The sequence below is a fragment of the Variovorax humicola genome, assembly GCF_037889915.1.
Lineage (GTDB): Bacteria > Pseudomonadota > Gammaproteobacteria > Burkholderiales > Burkholderiaceae_C > Variovorax > Variovorax humicola.
Window position 1 is genome coordinate 79,189 of the sequence record NZ_JBBKZV010000013.1, and the last position, 19,312, is coordinate 98,500.

General features: G+C 66.9%; 19 protein-coding genes. 14 read left to right on the forward strand and 5 right to left on the reverse strand.

The features are described 5' to 3' along the window. The first annotated feature begins 3 nt into the window (after positions 1 to 3). The 3 genes from WKW80_RS20355 (at position 4) to aptA (ending at position 3,517) form a co-directional block, all read left to right on the forward strand. On the forward strand, positions 4 to 1,431 hold the full coding sequence (locus WKW80_RS20355; protein WP_340365394.1) for a lactate utilization protein B: 1,428 nt from the start codon (positions 4 to 6) through the stop codon (positions 1,429 to 1,431). Next, positions 1,428 to 2,087, forward strand: a complete 660-nt coding sequence (locus tag WKW80_RS20360) for a LutC/YkgG family protein (protein WP_340365395.1) — start codon at positions 1,428 to 1,430, stop codon at positions 2,085 to 2,087. Before WKW80_RS20355 ends, WKW80_RS20360 begins: the two co-directional genes overlap by 4 nt. Positions 2,088 to 2,182: 95 nt before the next feature. Then, the gene (gene aptA, locus WKW80_RS20365; protein WP_340365396.1) at positions 2,183 to 3,517 is read left to right on the forward strand and encodes an omega-aminotransferase AptA; all 1,335 of its coding nucleotides are present in this window, start codon (positions 2,183 to 2,185) and stop codon (positions 3,515 to 3,517) included. 51 nt (positions 3,518 to 3,568) lie between these two features. Here aptA and WKW80_RS20370 read toward each other — a convergent pair whose 3' ends face one another. From WKW80_RS20370 to WKW80_RS20380, 3 genes are all read right to left on the reverse strand, one after another. Next, complete coding sequence (locus WKW80_RS20370; RefSeq protein WP_340365397.1) at positions 3,569 to 4,291, reverse strand: ChaN family lipoprotein; 723 nt, start codon at positions 4,289 to 4,291, stop codon at positions 3,569 to 3,571. A gap of 240 nt (positions 4,292 to 4,531) precedes the next feature. Beyond that, positions 4,532 to 4,810 (reverse strand): BTH_I0359 family protein, encoded by a 279-nt coding sequence (locus tag WKW80_RS20375; protein ID WP_340365467.1) that lies wholly within the window; start codon positions 4,808 to 4,810, stop codon positions 4,532 to 4,534. Between the two features lie 121 nt (positions 4,811 to 4,931). After that, positions 4,932 to 6,119 (reverse strand): DUF3108 domain-containing protein, encoded by a 1,188-nt coding sequence (locus WKW80_RS20380; RefSeq protein ID WP_340365398.1) that lies wholly within the window; start codon positions 6,117 to 6,119, stop codon positions 4,932 to 4,934. A gap of 123 nt (positions 6,120 to 6,242) precedes the next feature. Here WKW80_RS20380 and WKW80_RS20385 point away from each other — a divergent pair, with 123 nt between their 5' ends. After that, positions 6,243 to 7,271, forward strand: coding sequence for a fumarylacetoacetate hydrolase family protein (locus WKW80_RS20385; protein WP_340365399.1), 1,029 nt, complete (start codon positions 6,243 to 6,245; stop codon positions 7,269 to 7,271). Between the two features lie 100 nt (positions 7,272 to 7,371). Here WKW80_RS20385 and WKW80_RS20390 read toward each other — a convergent pair whose 3' ends face one another. Continuing rightward, positions 7,372 to 8,166, reverse strand: a complete 795-nt coding sequence (locus WKW80_RS20390) for a helix-turn-helix transcriptional regulator (protein WP_340365400.1) — start codon at positions 8,164 to 8,166, stop codon at positions 7,372 to 7,374. Positions 8,167 to 8,235: 69 nt separating this feature from the next. Between WKW80_RS20390 and WKW80_RS20395 the strand changes: the two genes are divergently transcribed. The 6 genes from WKW80_RS20395 to WKW80_RS20420 all read left to right on the forward strand — a co-directional run bounded on the left by WKW80_RS20395 (position 8,236) and on the right by WKW80_RS20420 (position 13,792). Continuing rightward, positions 8,236 to 8,760 (forward strand): VOC family protein, encoded by a 525-nt coding sequence (locus tag WKW80_RS20395; protein ID WP_340365401.1) that lies wholly within the window; start codon positions 8,236 to 8,238, stop codon positions 8,758 to 8,760. Then, positions 8,753 to 9,880 carry an alpha/beta hydrolase gene (locus tag WKW80_RS20400; RefSeq protein WP_340365402.1) on the forward strand — a complete coding sequence of 376 codons (1,128 nt, stop codon included), beginning with the start codon at positions 8,753 to 8,755 and terminating at the stop codon, positions 9,878 to 9,880. Before WKW80_RS20395 ends, WKW80_RS20400 begins: the two co-directional genes overlap by 8 nt. Before the next feature lie 9 nt (positions 9,881 to 9,889). Continuing rightward, on the forward strand, positions 9,890 to 11,635 hold the full coding sequence (locus tag WKW80_RS20405) for an FAD-dependent monooxygenase (protein WP_340365403.1): 1,746 nt from the start codon (positions 9,890 to 9,892) through the stop codon (positions 11,633 to 11,635). Continuing rightward, entirely contained in the window at positions 11,632 to 11,895 is a 264-nt protein-coding gene (locus WKW80_RS20410; protein ID WP_340365404.1) for a hypothetical protein, read from the forward strand. Before WKW80_RS20405 ends, WKW80_RS20410 begins: the two co-directional genes overlap by 4 nt. A gap of 2 nt (positions 11,896 to 11,897) precedes the next feature. Further along, on the forward strand, positions 11,898 to 12,872 hold the full coding sequence (locus WKW80_RS20415; RefSeq protein WP_340365405.1) for a Bug family tripartite tricarboxylate transporter substrate binding protein: 975 nt from the start codon (positions 11,898 to 11,900) through the stop codon (positions 12,870 to 12,872). A 197-nt stretch (positions 12,873 to 13,069) separates the two neighbouring features. Then, positions 13,070 to 13,792 (forward strand): M48 family metalloprotease, encoded by a 723-nt coding sequence (locus WKW80_RS20420; RefSeq protein WP_479694158.1) that lies wholly within the window; start codon positions 13,070 to 13,072, stop codon positions 13,790 to 13,792. 12 nt (positions 13,793 to 13,804) lie between these two features. Here WKW80_RS20420 and WKW80_RS20425 read toward each other — a convergent pair whose 3' ends face one another. Continuing rightward, a complete protein-coding gene (locus WKW80_RS20425; protein WP_340365407.1) occupies positions 13,805 to 14,218 on the reverse strand; it encodes a VOC family protein in 414 nt (137 codons plus the stop codon). Positions 14,219 to 14,255: 37 nt separating this feature from the next. Between WKW80_RS20425 and WKW80_RS20430 the strand changes: the two genes are divergently transcribed. From WKW80_RS20430 to WKW80_RS20445, 4 genes are all read left to right on the forward strand, one after another. Further along, on the forward strand, positions 14,256 to 15,503 hold the full coding sequence (locus WKW80_RS20430) for a cystathionine gamma-synthase family protein (RefSeq protein ID WP_340365408.1): 1,248 nt from the start codon (positions 14,256 to 14,258) through the stop codon (positions 15,501 to 15,503). Beyond that, the gene (locus WKW80_RS20435) at positions 15,500 to 16,483 is read left to right on the forward strand and encodes a TraB/GumN family protein (protein WP_340365409.1); all 984 of its coding nucleotides are present in this window, start codon (positions 15,500 to 15,502) and stop codon (positions 16,481 to 16,483) included. The genes WKW80_RS20430 and WKW80_RS20435 overlap by 4 nt, the downstream gene beginning before the upstream one ends. Positions 16,484 to 16,494: 11 nt before the next feature. Continuing rightward, the gene (locus tag WKW80_RS20440) at positions 16,495 to 16,866 is read left to right on the forward strand and encodes a DUF2946 family protein (protein ID WP_340365410.1); all 372 of its coding nucleotides are present in this window, start codon (positions 16,495 to 16,497) and stop codon (positions 16,864 to 16,866) included. Between the two features lie 101 nt (positions 16,867 to 16,967). Further along, a complete protein-coding gene (locus WKW80_RS20445; RefSeq protein WP_422822931.1) occupies positions 16,968 to 19,301 on the forward strand; it encodes a TonB-dependent receptor in 2,334 nt (777 codons plus the stop codon). Positions 19,302 to 19,312: the final 11 nt, after the last annotated feature.

Consider the following 19,312-nt stretch of genomic DNA (forward strand, 5'->3'; position numbering starts at 1 on the left):
AGCATGCGAGCGCAACCCATTCACTTCAAGGCGCGCGCCGCAGCGGCGCTGGCCGATCCGACGCTCAAGCTCGCCATCGAGCGCACCACCGGCACCGCGGAGCGCAAGCGCGCCCTGGCGTTGGACGGCTTTCCCGAATTCGAGGTGGCACGCCGATTGGGCAAGCGCATCAAGGACCACGTGATTGCCAATCTCGACCATTACCTCGTCGAGTTCGAGCGCAACGCCATCGCCTCCGGCGCCAAGGTGCATTGGGCCGCCACGGCCAGCGAGGCATCGCGCATCGTGGTCGAGTTGTGCAAGGCAGCCGGCGCCAGGCGCGTCACGCGCGTCAAGTCTATGCTCGGTGAAGAGATCGGCCTGCCGCATGCACTGGACGAAGCCGGCATCGACCGGGTCGAAACCGACCTGGCCGAACACATCGTGCAACTGGGCGGCGACACGCCATCGCACATCATCTGGCCCTCGATGCATCGCACGCGCGAGCAGGTGTCGGAGATGTTCCACAAGTCGCACCGCGCGCCGCACCGCGAAGAGACCATCGAGGCCATGGTCGACAGCGCACGGCGCGAATTGCGCGACAAGTTCCTGTCCGCCGACGTGGCCATCTCCGGCGCCAACTTCCTGGTGGCCGACACCGGCGCGACCTGCACGGTCACCAACGAAGGCAATGCCGAACTCACCACCACGCCGCCGCGCGTTCACATCGTGACGGCCGGCATCGAGAAACTGGTGCCGAGCACAACGCATGCCTTTGCGCTGCTGCGCCTGCTGGTGCGCTCGGCCACCGGCGGCGACATCACGCAATACACCACCTTCCACTGCGGCCCGAAGCAGGAGGGCGACCGCGACGGCCCGGAGGAGTTCCACATCGTGCTGGTCGACAACGGCCGCTCGCGCATGCTGAAAGAGGGCTTGAAGGAGATGTTGCGCTGCATCCGCTGCGGTGCCTGCATGAACCACTGCGTGGTGTTCCGGCAGGTGGGCGGCCATGCATATGGCGGCGTCTATCCCGGCCCCATGGGCGCCGTGCTCACCCCCGTATTCGACGGGCTGGAAAAAGGCCGCGAGCTGGCGCATGCCTGCACCATGAATGGCCGCTGCCAGGAGGTATGCCCCGTCGACATCCCCCTGCCGACCTTGCTGCGCGGTTGGCGCGACAAGTCGTGGCGCGAGGGCCTGGAGCCGGCCTCGGTGCGTGCCGGCCTGTGGATCTACACCTTCGTGACATCGCGGCCCTGGCTGTACCGACTCGGCACCGCCTTCGCGGTGCGCGCGATGAGGGTGTTCAAGCGCGACGGCAAGCTGCGCGGCCTGCCGCTGGTGGGTGGCTGGACGCAGTACCGCGACTTCCCGGCGCCGGCGCCGCGCACCTTCATGGAAATGATGCGCGACCGCGAGACGGCGCATGCACGGGGAGCGCGCTCATGACGACACGCGACACCATCCTCGCCGCCGTGCGCGCGGGACTGGGCGGCCAGACCGTCGATGCCGACCGCGTGCGGCGCGAGGCCGCCAGCCTGCTCGAAGGTTCCGAGGCCGCGCGGCCCGCATCGGCAGCCGTGGGGCCCGTCGTCGACCTGTTCGCCGCGCGCGTGATCTCGCCCAAGGTGTCGGCCTCGATCGACCACATCGAGAACCTGCAGGAAATGCCCGCCGCCGTCGCCCGCTACCTCGACGCCAGGGGCTTGGCGCACCGCATCGCCCTGCAACCCGCGGCTGCGCTGCAGGGGCTGGATTGGCGTGGCTTCGAGTTGCCCGACACCCTGGCCGCCAATGAGCCGGTGGGCGTCGGCATGGCGCTGTGGGGCATTGCCGAAACCGGATCGCTGGTGTTCCACTCCGGCCCCGAAACACCGATCCTGGCCAACTTCCTGCCGCTGCACCACATCGTGCTGGTGCGGGCCGTCTCCATCGTGCGCTATCTGGAGGACTATGCCGCTGCCGCCCAAGCCACCGGGCGACCGCCCCCGCGCAACGTGAACATCATCACTGGCGCCAGCGGCACGACCGACATCGAAGGCAGCCTGGTGCTGGGCGCGCACGGGCCAAAGTACCTTCACATCGTGATCGCCGGAGCGCCCTGATCCGCCGAACGGCCGATGCCGAAGCGGTCCATGCAGAACCCCCCGAAGTGCCAGAATGTGCGGCTCGAACTGCCCACCGCCCCAGGAGTGAATGCATGGCCTTCAACGACTTCAACATGGACAACCAGTGGTTGCCCTTCACCCCCAACCGCCACTTCAGGAAGGACCCGCGCGTCTTCGTGGCCGCGGACGGCATGGAGTTCGTCACGCATGACGGCAAGAAGGTCGTCGACGGCATCTCGTCGCTGTGGTGCGTCGGTGCCGGCCACAACCGCAAGCCGATCAACGAAGCCATCAAGAAACAGCTCGACACGCTGGACTACGCGACCGCCTTCCAGGTGAGCAACGACAAGGCCTTCAAGGCGGCAGAGATGATCGCGGCGATGGCGCCCGGCGACCTGAACAAGGTGTTGTTCTGCAATTCCGGCAGCGAAGCCGCCGACACCTCGATGAAGGTGGCGCTCGCATACCACCGTGCTCGCGGCGAAGGCCATCGCAGCCTGTTCATCGGGCGCGAGAAGGGCTATCACGGCGTCGGCTTCGGCGGCATGTCGGTGGGCGGCATTCCGGGAAACCGCAAGGTGTTCGGCTCGGCCTTCCTGCCGCGCGTGGACCACATGCGCTTCATCCACGATCCGGCCAACCACGCGTACATCCACAACGAACAGCCGGTGTGGACCGAAGACCCGCTGGCCGACCTGGAGCAGCGCATCCTGCCGCTGCATGACCCGAGCAACGTGGCCGCGATCATCGTCGAACCCATCGCCGGTTCGGCCGGCTGGTACATCCCACCAAAGGACTACCTCCAGAAGCTGCGCGCCATCTGCGACAAACACGGCATCCTGCTGATCTTCGACGAGGTCATCACAGGCTTCGGCCGCATGGGCACCAACTTCGCGTCGGACTACTTCGGCGTGGTGCCCGACATGCTCAACTTCGCCAAGTGCGTGACCAACGGCGTGATCCCGCTCGGCGGCGTGATCTGCCGCGACAAGCTCTACGACGCGATGATGAACACCAACGCGCCGGAGCATGTTGTCGAGTTCTTCCACGGCTACACCTACTCGGGCCACCCGGTGGCGTGCGCCGCGGCCATTGCCACGCTGAGCCTGTTCCAGCAGGAGAACCTGTTCTCACGCGCCGGCGAGATGGGCAAGGTGCTGGGCGATGCGTTCCACAGCACCTTCAAGGGCCTGCCGAACGTCATCGGTATCCGCAGCCTGGGGTTGGCGGCGGCGGTGGAACTGGCGCCGATCGCCGGTTCACCCGGCAAGCGCGCCTACGACGTCTTCCTGGAGTGCTTCCACAACGGCGCGCTGGTCCGCCCGGCCGGCGACGTGCTGGTGATCGCGCCGCCGTACATCGTCGAGAAGTCGCACATCGACACACTGGTCAACACGCTGGCCGACGCGATCAAGAAGCACGCGTAGGGCAACACCTGCCCCTGGCAAGGCCGGGTCCGAGGTGCCTCTCGAAGAAAGCTACTTGCGCAGCGTTGCGCAATAGTCTTTCTCGGGCAGCGCCGCGGTTTGCCAGATGGCGTCGTAGCCCGGGCCGGCGCGCACCGGTGCGGAGTCCGAGGCCAGCATCTGCACCGACACCACCTTCACGTCGGTCGGCATGTGCTGCGGGACACCCAGCGTGCGCAGCGCGTGGCCGTTGCCGGTGATCAGCAGGACGGTTTTTCCGGGTTGGCGCGCCTTCACCACCACCTGCGCCATCGAGCGGTCTCGCGCGATCTGGATGCGGGTCATGGGCACGAGCTGCGATGCCGGCAGCAGGTCGCAATGGCCGGTGCGCACGGCTTCCTGCTGCTGCGCAAGGGCTTTCCCGTTGAGCTGCACATCGAGCGAGACGTCGGCCATCGCGTCTTTCATGTGCAGGCGCGGCAGGTTGGCGCCGAGTACCGGCCTGCCGGCACGCACCGCCACCATGATGGCCGGACCGTAGTCTGCCCAGGGCCAGCCCTTTTCCTGCCAGCCCAATGCGGCGCGCACCTGGGCTTCGGTTGCGCTGACAGGCAAGCTGGCCGTACTGGCGCCGTCCTCGGCCATCTCCAGCGCCAGCGCAGCCAGTTGGCCGCTGGCCACGAAGGCCTGCACCGTCTCCTGTTCGATGCGGTGATGTTCGGGCGCGTCATGCTGCTCGCCGAGCAGGAAGGCGTCGGTTGGCATCCATGCGGCGACGCGAGTGGCGATGGGCACGTCTGCTGCGGGTCGCATCATGCTGGTGCATGCAGCCAACAGCACCGATGCAGTTGCTAGCAGAGGAATCGACAGGAGGGGCGTTCGCGGCGTTCGCATCGCGGAATACTACGCGAGGGCGCGATGCGGAATGCGCGACCTGCGGGGGTTTCGGCCTGTGGCTGGAAGGCGTCTTGCGTGCCGGCCGGGCGAAAAAAAGGCCGCGCGATGCGGCCTTGCGGTCTTTGGTCGTCGCCAGTCTCAGTGCATCAGCACGGGGTTTTGCGCCAGTTCGGCATAACCTTCGAGCGTGTCTTCGACTTCTTCCTGCGTCGGCGTATTGAGCTGCCACGCGGCGATTTTTTGCTGGAACAGTTCGGCCCAGGAGCCGTCGAGGTACACCTCCTTGCCGGAGCGCTTGTCGACGATTTCGAAGCCGTGCCGCGCCAGAACGGGGATGTTGGGTGCAGCCGGTACGTCGTCTTCATTGGGATGGACGTGCACCACAACGAAGGATTCCGAGTCATAGAGCATTTGCATGGCAGGGTGGCTCCGGTAGTCGATTGCATTCATGATGGTTAGATAGCAATCAACGCGCCAGTTTCAAGATGGCCGACTTTTTGCGGGTATTTCGCCCACAAGCGTGTGATCAATTCACCATCTATGGCACGGATTTCGCTCGGAGACGCATGTCGACGATGTCGCCGTTGGTCTGTTTTTGCTGGATTCGCACCGGCAGATAGCCGATTTCCGGGGCGAGCCAGAGATCCAGCTCGTAGTCGAAATCGTGCCGCGGGGCGCGCGAAACCTTGCGCGCCTTGAATTCGCCGGCCACCACCTCGATGGTCTCCTCGCCCTCGACATTGAATACCCACACCTCGGCGTCCTTCGGCCCGACTGTCTGGATGCGGATCTTGCTGCCTTGCGGGAAGCGGCCCGGATCGCCGGCCATCAATGCGGCGAGTTGCATCGCCACGCTGAGCCGGTCCTGCGCGCCGGGCAGCAACGCCACGCTCGGCGAGTTGTTGCTGAATACCACCTTGCCCTGGTCGCGCACCAGGTGCGATGCCATTTCGCTCCTGCGCGTTTCCGAATAGCGGGTCGGCGCGATACCGCTCGCGTCAACGCGGCCGACGCTGGTCTGGCTCAGAAAGGTGACAAACAGCGCCTTGAGCGACAGGCGCGCGTTGTATTCGTCGCCGTTCTGCAGCCACACCAGTTCGCCGTAGCCGCCCGAATAGGGCTGCGCACCACGCTGGCCGCCGACCTCGAACGCGAGCTTGACCGAACCGGGCACCACCATCGGTTGCGTCGCGCCAGCCGTGACCCCGCCCGCGCCGCTGCCCGTTCCGCCGGCGCTGCCGTCGGCCGCACCGCCTCCCGCCGGCGCCGTGCCGGAATTCGCACCGGTCGAAGCACCTTCCGGCGCGGACGGTGCTTCGGCCACCGTTGCTTCGGGGGCCGGTTCGACCGGAATCGGGTCGGTGGAAATCTCCGTGCTCAACACGGAGGGCGGTGGAGGCACCGATTCGGTGCGTGGTGGCGTGATCGCGCGCGGGCGCTTCCGCGGCGCAGCCTTCGCGACGCGCGGCGGCGGGGGATTTGCCTTGGCCGCGGCAGGGGCCGGCGCCTCGGCCTTGGCCGCCGGGGGCGTGATGACGATGGTTCGCGTGATGAACTTGTTTTCGAGCGGCAATTGCTCCGGTCCGACGCCGGCCGGAATCAGCCCCAGCACCAGCAGGTGCGCGGCAAACACCAGCAGCGTCAACAACGCGAGCATCCGCCCCACTGGGCGCGCCGCGTCCGGTGGGGAAGAGGCAGCGATGCGCGGCGGCAATAGGAGCGTCATGAAGGGATGGAGAGGCGGACGCGAACCCGGCGCCGAGGGGGCACCTCGGTACACTGCCGCCCGTTCAATCAGTTTAGTAGAGCGACGCCAGCCGGCAGCGTTCCGCATCGTCCCGCACACGCCATGAAACTCGCCACCTACAAAGACGGTTCGCGCGACGGCCAGCTCGTCGTCGTCTCGCGCAACCTCGGCATCGCCCACTACGCCACCGGCATCGCCAACCGCCTGCAAGAGGTGCTGGACGACTGGGGCTTCCTGAGCCCGCAGTTGCGGGACTTGTACGAGAGCCTCAACGCCGGCCGCGCGCGCCATTCCTTTCCGTTCGACCCGGCCCAATGCATGGCGCCGCTGCCGCGCGCCTACCAGTGGGCCGATGGCTCGGCCTACATCAATCACGTCGAACTGGTGCGCAAGGCGCGCAATGCCGAAGTACCCGATAGCTTCTACACCGACCCGCTGATGTACCAGGGCGGCAGCGACGACTTCATCGGGCCGTGCGACCCGGTCGTGGTTGCGAGCGAGGCCTTCGGTATCGACTTCGAGGCCGAGATCGCCGTCATCTCCGGCGACGTGAAGATGGGCGCGTCGGCCGAGCAGTCGCTCGACGGCATCCGCCTCGTGATGCTGGCCAACGACGTGAGCCTGCGCAACCTGATCCCGGCCGAGCTGGCCAAGGGTTTCGGCTTTTTCCAGAGCAAGCCGGCGACCGCGTTCAGTCCGGTGGCTGTGACGCCCGACGAGCTGGGCGAAGCCTGGATCGGCGGCCGCGTGCACCTCACGCTGCAGAGCACGTGGAACGGCCGCAAGGTCGGCTTGTGCGATGCGGGTGAGGAGATGACTTTCCATTTCGGCCAGCTCATCGCCCATATCGCCAAGACCCGCAACGTGCGCGCCGGCAGCATCGTCGGCAGCGGCACCGTGAGCAACAAGGGCGTCGAGAAGAAGGGCGGCGGCATGGAATGGCCCAAGGGCTATTCGTGCATCGCCGAGAAGCGCTGCATCGAGACGATCCAGGACGGGCAGCCGACGACCGAGTTCATGAAGTACGGCGACACGATCCGGATCGAGATGTTGGGGCGGGATGGGCAGTCGGTGTTCGGGGCGATCGAGCAGGAAGTGGTGGCGCCGGCAAGCGCTGTCGGCGGGAAGTAGTCCCGCTGCTTGCGTGCGGCTGCTTGCGGCAACATGAGTCGACCTGGATGTTGCTATTTCTATTTCTGCAACATGAGCGCATCCAGAATCGTCGAAGGGCTTACGCCGACCGGGACCGGGCTTCCAGCAGCAATTCCTTCAACGTCCGAATCCCAAGCCGCCTGAATGCCCGGTACTGGTGCGTGCGCACAGTGCTCAGTTCAACGCCGATTTCGCGCGCGGCCTCCTTGGCTGTGCGGCCCGTGAGCAGTTGATGGATGACTTCGCGTTCGCGCACGGTCAGGGACAAGAGGCGCGGCTCGGTCGCCAGGGGCCGACGCGCGTTGGCCGCACCCACCAATCCCCGGCTGTGCGCCGCGGTCGCTTCCGCCAGCAAGGCCCCGTGCGCCGCAATCACATCGAAATCGGCCGCCGCGAACTCCTGCAGCGCCAGGCTGCGATAGAAACTCACCGCCGCGCGCTGTCCTCCCGGCAGCAGCAACAGCACCGAGCAGCGCTCGCGAATGCCGACGTCGCCATAGCAGGCCGCGCGATACGCCGGGTCGGCCACTTCGTCCGCGCGCTGGTGGCTCAGCCATAGTTGCGGCTGCTTCGGCAGCTTGCGCGCGGACAGCCACACCATGTTGGGGTCGAGCAGGTCGAAGCGGTTCTCGATGTAGCGCTCGGAGGTCTGCAGTGCCGCGTCGCCATAGTTGCTGGCGGTCGAGACGGTCACCACGCGTCCGTTGGCGCCGAGCGCGAAAACCGTGCAGAAGGTGAGCGGCAGCACCTGCTGCATCGCCGACAGGAAGCCATCGGCCAGGTGCGGCGTGCCGATGCCCGCGACGATGCCGACGGCAACGGCTGCCGAGACGGACTCCGGTTGGGCGGCCCGATGGATGCGGTGGCGCTTCATCTTGGGGTAAATACTTCGTACAAAGTTACGACACGCAGCATCGGAGGGCATCAGGACAATCCCTCCACCATGACGCCACCACCACTCCACCCCATCCACGGCCTGCATCACTTCGCGTGGCGTTGCCGCGACGCCGAAGAGACCCGGCACTTCTACGAAGACATCCTGGGCTTGCCGCTCACCCACGTGATCAAGAAGGATTCCGTGCCTTCGACCGGCGAGTACTGCCCCTATGTCCACATCTTCTTTCGCATGGGCGACGGTTCGCACATGGCCTTCTTCGACCTGGGCGACGACACCGCGGCCGAGCCTTCGCCCAACACACCAGCCTGGGTCAACCATATCGCGTTGCGGGTCGATTCCGACCAGGCGCTCGAAGACATGAAGGCGCGGCTGCAGGCCAGCGGCGTGGAGGTCATCGGCGTCACCGACCACGACGGCTACATCCACTCGATCTACTTCTTCGACCCCAATGGATTCAGGCTGGAGTTGACGACGGAACTGGCGACGCAACGCGTACTCGACGGCTACGAACGCGACGCGCATGCAGCGCTCACCGCCTGGACCGAAGAACGAAAGGCCGCGCGTGTCTGATCTCGAACTCGTCGTGATCGACGTCCAGCCAGGCGTCGCCATGGAAAGCCAGTCCGGACTGCAGGCGCTGCGCCCGCGCATCTTCGGCGCGCTGATGCGCCCCAAGGGGCAGGGCACAGGAACCGCTGCGATCGTGATGCACCCGACCAGCAACTTCATGGGCCACTACCTGCTGGAGCCACTGGCCGGACGCGGCATTGCCTGCCTGGGACTCAATTCGCGCTATGCCGGCAATGACACCATGCTGCTGATGGAAACGGTGCTGCAAGACCTCGGCGCCGGCGTGAAGTGGCTGCGCGCGCAGGGCTACAGGAAAGTCGTGCTGGTCGGCAACTCGGGCGGCGCGGCGCTATCGGCGTTCTACCAGTCGCAGGCCGAGTCGCTCACCGCGACCCACTTTGTCGACGGCCTGCCAACGCACCTGTCGCCTGCCGACTTGCCGCCCGTCGACGGTCTCATGCTGTCGGCCGCACACCCGGGACGTTCGCGCCTCCTGGCCGAATGGCTCGACCCGTCCGTCATCGACGAGGCCGATCCGCTCGCCACCGACCCGGCCTTCGACCTCTACGCAACGTCGGAGCCGGTGCCGTTTTCGCAGGACTTCGTCGCGCGTTTTCGTGCGGCGCAACTGGCGCGGCGCGACCGCATCGAGGCCGGGGTCAGGGCGCGTCTGCGCATGCTCCGCGGTACGCCGGGTGCGCCTTCGGACCAGACCTTCCTGGTCTACCGCACGCACAGCGACCCGCGCTTCCTCGACATCTCGCTCGACGCCAACGACCGCCCGGTCGGCTCGATCTGGGGCGACGCGCGCACCGTCAACTACGCGGCCAACGCGATGGGCCGTTTCAACACGCTGCGCTCGTGGTTGTCGCAATGGTCATCGGGCTCGCAGGCCGACGGCCCGGCCTGCCTTGCGCGCACCTCGGTGCCGGCGCTGCTGATGACGCACACCGCCGACGGCTCGACCTTCCCGAGCACCGCCGCGCTGTGGCGAGAGGCGGGGAGCCACCGGTTGACCGAAGTGCAGGTGAAGGGCGGTAATCACTACCTCGCGGGGCAGCCCGACTTGATCAATCAATCAGCCGACGCGATGGAAGCGTGGCTCCAGCAGAACGTTTGAGAGGTCTTCATGAACCCTGAAAACCCTCCCTCCGCAGAAGAAGGCGACGCCGGCTCCGGACCGTTGCCGCCAGCGCCTTACGAAACCCTGCCGCCGCCGGTCGGCGCTTTCCACTACACCCGCTTCAGGACGTGGACGCCGCCGCTCGAACATGGCATGGAACCCGGCCGCCATCCGGTCGTCATCGCGGGCGGCGGCCCGGTCGGCATGGCGCTGGCGCTGGGGCTGGCCAACCACGGCGTGCGCAGCGTGATCCTCGAATCCGACGACACCGTCTGCGTCGGCAGCCGAGCGGCCTGCATCTCGCGCCGCAGCCTCGAGATCATCGAGCGCCTCGGCGCCCTGCCGGCCTTCCTGGCCAAGGGCCTGCCGTGGACCGGCGGGCGCAGCTTCTACAAGCTGGACGAAGTGTTCCGCTTCGAGATGCCGCACGACGACACGCAGAAGCTGCCGCCGATGATCAACCTGGAGCAGTACTACATCGAGCAGTACCTCCTCGACGCCATCTTTCACCGTAACGAAACGACGCCGGGCCTCATCGACATCCGCTGGGGCACGGAACTGGTGGCACTCGCGCAGGACAACGCCGGCGTCACGGTCGACGTTCGAAACGCCGAGGGCAGCTACGCGCTGCACGGCCAGTGGCTTGTGGCCTGTGACGGCGGCCAGAGCACCGTGCGCAAGGCGTTCGGCCTGGAACTCAAGGGCACGGGTTACGAAGGCCGCTACGTCATCATCGACATCGAGCTGCACAGCAAGCATCCGACCGAGCGCCGCGCCTGGTTCGACCCACCGTGGAACCCCGGCTCGACAGTGCTGATGCATCGCCAGCCCGACGACATCTGGCGCATCGACTACCAGTTGCGCGCCGGCCAGAGTACCGAGGAGGCGCTCAAGCCCGATGCCGTCACCGAGTTCGTGCAGCGCCATCTCGCGGCCATCGGCGAGGGCGACCTGCCCTGGCACACGGTGTGGACCTCGGTCTACCGCGCCGGCGCGATGACGCTCGAGAACTACCGCCATGGCCATGTACTGTTCGCTGGCAACGCCGCGCATGCGATGCCGATCTTCGGCGTGCGCGGGCTCAACTCGGGCTTCGACGATGCGGACAACCTCGCGTGGAAGCTCGCGCTGGTGGTGCACGGCGTGTCCGAGCCGGCGCTGCTGGCCAGCTATTCGGAAGAGCGCATCGCCGCCTTCCACATCAACGCCGAAAGTGCGATGCGCAGCACGGAGTTCATGTCGCCGCCATCGCGCGGTTTCGACCTGCTGCGCGAAGCGGCGTTGTCGCTGTCGGGCAAGCACCGCGAGATCGCCAACCTCATCAACCCGCGCCAGACGCAGGCGGTGCGCTATGACGACTCGGCGCTGTCGAGCGAAAGCGACGAGCTGCCGGCGGGGCCGAAGCCCGGCGAGGTGATGCCCGAGCAACCGCTCGGCCCGGGCCAGCACCTCACCGACCTGCTCACCCAGCCGAGCTTCACGCTGCTCATGCTGGACGCCGCCGGTGCCACGATCGACGCAACGCTCGACATCGAAACGCACAATGTACCGCTGGTGCGGCACAAGCTGCGGCGCACCGACGACACCGCGGCCGCGTTCGCCGCGCTCGGCGCCGACGAGGCCGGTGCCGTCTACCTGCTGCGGCCCGATGGCCACGTCGCCGCCCGCTGGCGCCATCCGTCGGCCGGCGCCATCTCGCAGGCCCTGGCCCGTGCCGCCAGTGCGCGTGCCGAAATCCTGGAGCCGACATGACCACCGACACATTACCCGCCGAAGCGCGCGACCGCCTGTACGCCCAATGCGCACGTGCCATCACCGAAGCCGGCACTGCGCGCGAATCGCTCTTCCTGGCGCGCCTGGCGCTGCTGCTTTTCGAACAGGTCGGCGACGAAACACGCTGCAACCAGGCGCTGGCCGACGCGCTGCATGCGCTGCCGACGCCATCGCTGTCCGAATCCCTTTCCGTTTCCCCACCGACTTCCGTTCCACCATCCCCGGAGACTACGACTTGACCATGCAACGCAGAACCATCCTCACCGGCCTGGCCGCAGCCGGCGCCACCGCCGTCGCACCGTGGGCGCACGCGCAGACCTATCCGGAACAGCTCATCAAGTGGGTGGTGCCTTATCCGGCGGGCGGCGGGACCGACGTCATCGCGCGCACGCTCGCCGAAGCCATGCGCACCGCACTGGGCCAGAACATCGTCGTCGACAACCGCCCCGGCGCGTCCACCAACATCGGCGCCGACATCGTTGCCAAGAGCAAGCCCGACGGCTACACCATCATGTCGGCCGACAACGCCGTGCTGGCCTTCAACGAATTCCTGTTCAGCAAGCTGCCGTTCAACCCCGAAAAGGACTTCAGCTACATCGGCGCGATCGGCCGCTTCCCGCTGGCGCTGGTGGTGAACCCGGCGTTTCCGGCCAAGGACCTCAAGGAGTTCCTGGCCTATGCCAAGGCCAACCCCGGCAAGCTCAACTACGCATCGCCGGGCAACGGTTCGCCGCACCACCTTGCAATGGAAATGTTCAAGAACCGAACCGGCACTTTCATCACCCATATCCCGTACCGCGGCGCCGCGCCCGCGATGGCCGACGTGATGGGCGGCCAGGTGCCCTGCATGTTCCTCGACCTGGCCTCTGGCCTGTCGATCATGCAAAGCGGCAAGGTGCGCGTGCTCGCGATCGGCTCGGCCCAGCGCAGCAAGCTGCTGCCCAATGTGCCGACACTTGCGGAAGGCGGCGTACCCAATACCGAAGTGTTCGCCTTCCAGGGCGTGCTCGGCCCGGCCGGCTTGCCCGCCCCGGTGGTGGCCCGCCTCAACAGCGAGCTCAACAAGTCGTTCAGCAACCCCAACGTGCAAAAGCGCTTCGAAGACTTCGGCATGGAGCCACTGCCGGGAACGCCGGCGCAGTTCGCGGCGCTCTCGCGCAGCGAGGCCAAGCGCTGGGGCCCGATCATCAAGGCGCAGGACATCAAGCTGGACTGAAGCCGGACTTTTTCCCTCTACCGCCGGGCAAGATTGGAGGAGGGCATGCGGCGTTCCCCTAAGATCGCCGCGCTGCCACGGCGGACATCCGATCCGCTTGGCAGCGACAGGCAGGAAAACCGCTTGCCTGTCCATCCTCTACAAGATCAGGGAGCTTCAATGCGTTTCGTACCTCTGGCTGCGGCTTTGGCCGCGGCCTGCGCCCTCGTGGGCGCAAATCCGTCTCGAACATGGACGCCGGCGGCCTCATGGACGCGGGCGGCTCGGCCTACAAGGCGCTGTCGCTGACGGATTCCGAAGTCGTCAACATGTCCAACGAGTCCTGCGCCGCGATGGACAAGCAAGGCCAACTGGCGCCGGCCAATAGTCCGTATGCCCAACGCCTGAACCGTGTGATCCGCGCCATGCCCGACACCGTGAACGGCAAGAAAGCCGACTACAAGGTCTACATGACGAAGGAGGTCAACGCCTGGGCCATGGCCAACGGTTGCATCCGCGTCTACAGCGGCCTGATGGACCTGATGAACGACGACGAATTGCGCGGCGTGATCGGTCACGAGATCGGCCACGTCGCACTGGGCCACTCCAAGGATGCGATGCAGACCGCCGCTGCCGCTTCCGTCGTGCGCGGAGTTGCGGGCGCGGCCGGCGGCGTTGTCGGCCAGCTGTCGCAATCGCAGGCCGGCGAACTGGCCGAGAAGTTCATCAACGCGCAGTTCTCGCAGTCGCAGGAAAGCGCGGCGGACGACTATTCCTTCGACACGCTGACGCAGCGCAAGCTGGAGCGCAAGGGCCTCGTCAGCGCGTTCCAGAAGCTTGCGAAACTGAGCGGCAGTTCAGGCAGTTCGATGCTGAGTTCGCACCCCCCGTCGACGGAGCGCGCGGCGCGCATGCAAAAGCGGATCGACGCCGGGAAGTAAGCCGGAGGCGGCCTACTTGTCGTAGACCGTATCCAGCGACCTGAATCCCTTCACCTCGATCGGATTCCCGAACGGGTCGCGGAAGAACATGGTCCATTGCTCGCCCGGCTGGCCTTCGAAGCGCGCCTGCGGCTTCAGCACGAAGTCGGTGCCGGCCGCTTCGAGCCGGTCGGCCATGGCGCGCCAGTCCGGCAGCGCGAGCGCCAGTCCGAAATGCGGCATCGGCACCATCACGTCGCCAACGCGCCCGGTCGGCGCGGTGGCAAAGGGCTCGCCCAGGTGGAGCGAGATCTGGTGGCCGAAGAAGTCGAAGTCGACCCAGGTGTCGGTGCTGCGGCCCTCGGTGCAGCCGAGCAGGCCGCCGTAGAAGCGGCGCGCGGTGTCGAGGTCGCGGACGTTGAAGGCAAGGTGAAATATGCTTTGCATCCGCGCAGCATAGCCGCGCCGTACCGACGGAACCATCATGACCACCGAAGACACCACGCGCCCCGACCCCACCACCCGCCTCGTCCATGCGGACCGCCACTTCGGTGTAGAGCAGGGCGGCGTCCACATGGCGGTGCACACCTCGGTGCAATACGGCTACGAGCGTGTGGAAGACCTCATCGGCGTGTTCCAGGGCACGCTCAAGGGCCGCTTCAACTATGCGCGCCAGGGCACGCCGACCACAGCGGCGCTGGAGTCCAAGATCACACAGCTCGAGGAAGGCGTGGGCACGGTCTGCTTCGCCACCGGCATGGCGGCCGTCACGGCGGTGTTCTTCACCCTCCTGCGCGCGGGCGACCACCTGGTTGCCAGCCGCTACCTGTTCGGCAACACGCTGAGCCTGCTGGCCACGCTGCAGGGCCTGGGCGTCGGCGTGACGCTGGTCGATCCGACCTCGACGCAAGCGGTGGCCGACGCGGTCCTGCCCGCCACGCGCATGGTGTTCGTCGAAACCATTGCCAACCCCGGTACGCAAATTCCCGACCTGGCCGGCATCGGCGCGCTGTGCAAATCGCGTGGCCTGGTCTACGTGGTGGACAACACCATCAGCTCGCCGGCGCTGTTCCTGCCGAAGCGCGTGGAGGCCAGCCTGTCGATCAATTCGCTGACCAAGACCATCGCCGGCCACGGCAACACGCTGGGCGGCGCGGTTACCGACACGGGCCTGTTCGACTGGACGCGCTACCCCAACATCTTTGCCGGCTACCAGCAGGGCGACGTCAAGCAGTGGGGCCTGACGCAACTGCGCAAGAAGGCGCTGCGCGACATGGGCGGTACGCTCAGTTCGGACGCGGCGCACCGCATTTCGGTGGGCGCTGAAACACTGTCGCTGCGCGTCGCGCAGACCAGCGCCACGGCACTGGCGCTCGCGACCTTCCTGGAAAGCCATCCGGCAGTGGCGCGCGTCTACTACCCGATGCTGGCATCGCACCCGCAGCATGCGTTTGCAAGGCAGCATTTCAGTGCGGGCTCCTGGCTGTTCTCCTTCGAGCTGCGCGATGCCGATGCTTGCATCCCGGTCATCAACAAGCTGCAACTGCCGATCAAGGCCACCGGGCTGGGCGACACGCGGACCTTGATCATTCCCGTGGCACCGACGATCTTCTGGGAAATCGGTGCGGCCAAGCGCGCCGAGGTCGGCATTGCCGAAGGCCTGGTCCGCGTGTCGGTCGGGCTGGAGCGCGCCAGCGATCTGATCGCCGATTTCAAGGCGGCGCTGGCGTGATCTGGCGCGCACTCCTGGCGGTGGCCTGCGCACTCGCACCGTTCGGTGTGGTGCCCGCGTGGGCAGTGGCCCCGGCCAAGGAGCCGCCGATCGTTTGCCCGCCGGCTGTGCAGATGCCGAGCTTTCCGCCCGGCGGCGCGGAACGTGCAGCCCGACGTGCACCCGACCGGGGCTTGCTGTGGCGCATCGAGCGCGACGGACGCACTTCGTGGCTCTACGGCACCCTCCACCTCGGCAAGGCGCCCTGGTTGCTGCCCGGCCCGAAGGTGACGCAGGCCATCGAACAAAGCGACACCATCGCGCTGGAACTCGACCTGAGCGACCCCGAGACTGTGCGCACGCTGCTCTCGCCGCCCGACCCGGCCGTCGCTGCGCGCCTGCTGACGCCCGAGCGGGTTCGCCGCATCGAGCGGCAGCGGGCGCTGGCCTGCCTGCCGGGCGAAATGCAGCGCAAGCTGCGCCCGGTCATGCAGGTGGCAGCCCTGGGCTCGCTGTCGATGCGGGCGGATGGCCTGTATCCGGAGTTCGGTATCGAAGGCGTGCTGTCCGGCCTCGCGCGCAGCGCCGGCAAGCCCGTGGTCGCGCTGGAATCCGCCGCCGCCCAGTTACGAATGCTCGAAGGCGATTCCGAGGCGGAGCAAGCCGAAGACATCGACGATTCACTGGAGGATCTCGAACGTGGCGAGGCGCGCGCCAGTACCGTGGCGCTGGCCGACGCGTGGGCCAGCAGCGACGCAGCCAAGCTGGAGACCTATTTCCAGTGGTGCAACTGCGTAAACCGCGCCGATGACGAGCGCCGCATGCGGCGCTACCTCGACGACCGCAATCCCGGTCTCGCAGACGGCATCGCAACCCTGCACACGCTCGGCCAGCGTGTGTTCGGGGCCGTCGGCGCATTGCACATGGTCGGCCCCAATGGCCTGCCCGCATTGATGGCGGCGCGCGGCTTTACCGTGACGCGGGTGGTGCCCGGGCCATAATCCGGGTTCCCATGTTCGTCCTGCTTCGCCACACCCGCTCCCTCGGCCTCATCGGCCGCGGCGTGCTGCTGTGGCTCATGCTGTCGCTCGGCGCGGCGATCGCCTCGCCCATCGTGCATCCGCAGGCGGTGGAACTGGTGTGCTCCAGCGTCGGCGCAATCAAGATCGTCGTGCAGACCGACGACGGCGCGCAGGAGCTTGGCGCCAGCCACCTGGATTGCCCGCTCTGCGTGCTGAGCGGCGCGCCGCCGCCTGCCTCGCCGCTGGCCAACCTTCCCGTGATCCAGCCGCTGGGCCATGTGGTCCAGCCCATCCCCGCCGCCCGACTTGCCGCGGCCACCCGTGCGCCACTGCCTGCGCGCGGACCTCCCGCCGTTTCCTGACTTGATCCAAGTCGCAGCCGCTCGCATCCCCGATGCGGGCGCTGCCGGCCGTTCTGGCCAGGAAGTTTCGGGAGAAACCCGTGAAAAAGACACGTCTTGCCATGGCTGCGGCCATGGCCCTTTCCGCGCCGGCGTGGGCGCAGCAACAGCCGGCCGCGGCTGACGAAAACCCCCGCACGCTCAACACCATCACGGTGCCCGGCGGCCGGCCGACCTCGTTGCCGACGCAGATACCGACCACCATCGAGGGCACCACGCGCGACCAGATCGAGGCGAGCGTCAATGCCACCGACGCCGAAGACGCGCTCAAGTACCTGCCGAGCCTGGTCGTGCGCAAGCGCTACATCGGCGATTTCAACCATGCGGTGCTTGCCACGCGCGCATCCGGCACCGGCAACAGCGCGCGCTCGATGGTCTATGCCGACAGCATTCCGCTGTCGAACCTGCTGGGCAACGGCGCCACGTTCGCGCCGCGCTGGGGCATGGTGTCGCCGGAGGAAATCGAGCGCGTCGACGTGCTCTACGGGCCGTTCTCCGCCGCCTATCCGGGCAACTCGGTCGGCGCGGTGGTCGACTACGTGACGCGGATGCCGACGCAGTTCGAGGCGCACGTCAAGCTGGGCGGCGCCTACGGCAACTTCGATCAGTACAGCAGCCACTCGTCGCCCTCGGCGGACCAACTCGACATGTCGCTCGGCGGCCGCAACGGCGACTGGTCATGGTGGCTGAGCGCCAGCCGCACGCACAGCCGGGGCCAGGCGCTGACCTTCGGCAACCGGCTGCTGAGCGCGGGCACGGTCGGCAACGCGGGCGTGCCGGTCACCGGCGCCGTGCTGGGGCTGAACCCGAGCAACCAGCCCTGGTGGCTGGTCGGTGGCGCGACGATTTACGACACCACGCAGGAGCAGGCCAAGCTCAAGCTCGCTTACGACTTCACGCCGACCGTGCGCGCCACCTACACGCTGGGCGCCTGGAACAACGGCACCTATGGCGCGGTCGACAGTTACCTGCGGGATCGCAACGGCCTGCCCGTGTATTCGGGCCGCGTGAACATCGCCGGCCGCAGCTACAACCTCGATTCGCCGAGCCCCGCGCTGGCGCCCACGCAGAACGACCTCACGCACACGATGCAGGGCCTGTCCGTCAAGAGCCACACCGGCGGCGTGTTCGACTGGGAGGTGTCGGCCAGCCTCTATGACTACGGCAAGGACCTGTTGCGCACGCCGACCGTGTCGGCGACCCCGACCGCGGCGCAATCCGCGCTGTACTGGCTCCCCCTCGGAACACCCACCACACTCACCGGTGCCCCTGGCCGCACCACCGACATGCAGGGCACCGGCTGGAACACGCTCAAGCTCGCCGGCACCTGGCGGCCGAGCGGCTCGGCGGAGGGTGTCGGCGCGCACGTGGTCGACTTCGGCGCGCAGCAAGACACGGCAAAACTTCGCACGCAGGTGAACAACACCGCGGACTGGTATTCAGGCCCGCCGCTTACACCGTTCTCGCAGTTCAACGGCAACACGCAGTTGCAGTCGCTCTACGGGCAAGATACCTGGCGCTTCGCCCCCGACTGGAAGACCACGCTCGGCCTGCGCTTCGAGCAATGGAAGGCCTATGGCGGCCAGCTCGGCAACGCGACCACGCTGCTGAACTTCCCCGAGCGAAAGGAGAGCGACGTCTCGCCCAAGGCTGCCATTGCATGGCAAGCCACGGCTGACTGGCTGCTCAAGGCATCCACCGGCCGCGCCGTCCGCTACCCGACGGTGAGCGAGCTCTACCAGGGCCAGATCCTCGGCAATACCATCGTCAACACCAATCCCAACCTGAAGCCGGAAAAATCCTGGACCACCGAGTTCACCGCCGAGCGCGACACGCACAGTTTGGGCGTGGACGGCCTGCTGCGCGCCACGCTGTTCTTCGAACGTACGCAGGATGCGCTCTACAGCCAGACCTCGGCCAACAACATCACCACGATCCAGAACGTCGAGGCGATCCACACCAAGGGGCTGGAATTGGCGGCGAATGGCTACGACGTCGGCGTCAAGGGCCTGGAATTGGGCGGCAGCCTCACGCTGGCCGATTCGGAGATCGTTGCCAACACCGGCTTCCCGGCCAGCGTCGGCAAGCAACAGCCGCGCGTGCCCCGCGTGCGTGCCGCGCTGCTGGCCACTTACAAGCCCGACGCCAACTGGTCCTACACCTTCGGCGCGCGATACAGCGGCAAGCAATACGGCACGCTGGACAACAGCGACCCGAACGGCGCAACCTACACCGGCTTCAGCAATTACTTCGTCACCGATGTCCGCGTGCGCTACCGCATCGACCGCCAATGGAGCGCAGCCTTCGGCATCGACAACCTCAACAACAACAAGTACTGGGCCTTCCACCCCTACCCGCAACGCACCTTCGTGGCCGAACTGAAGTTCGACCTCTGACATCTACAAAG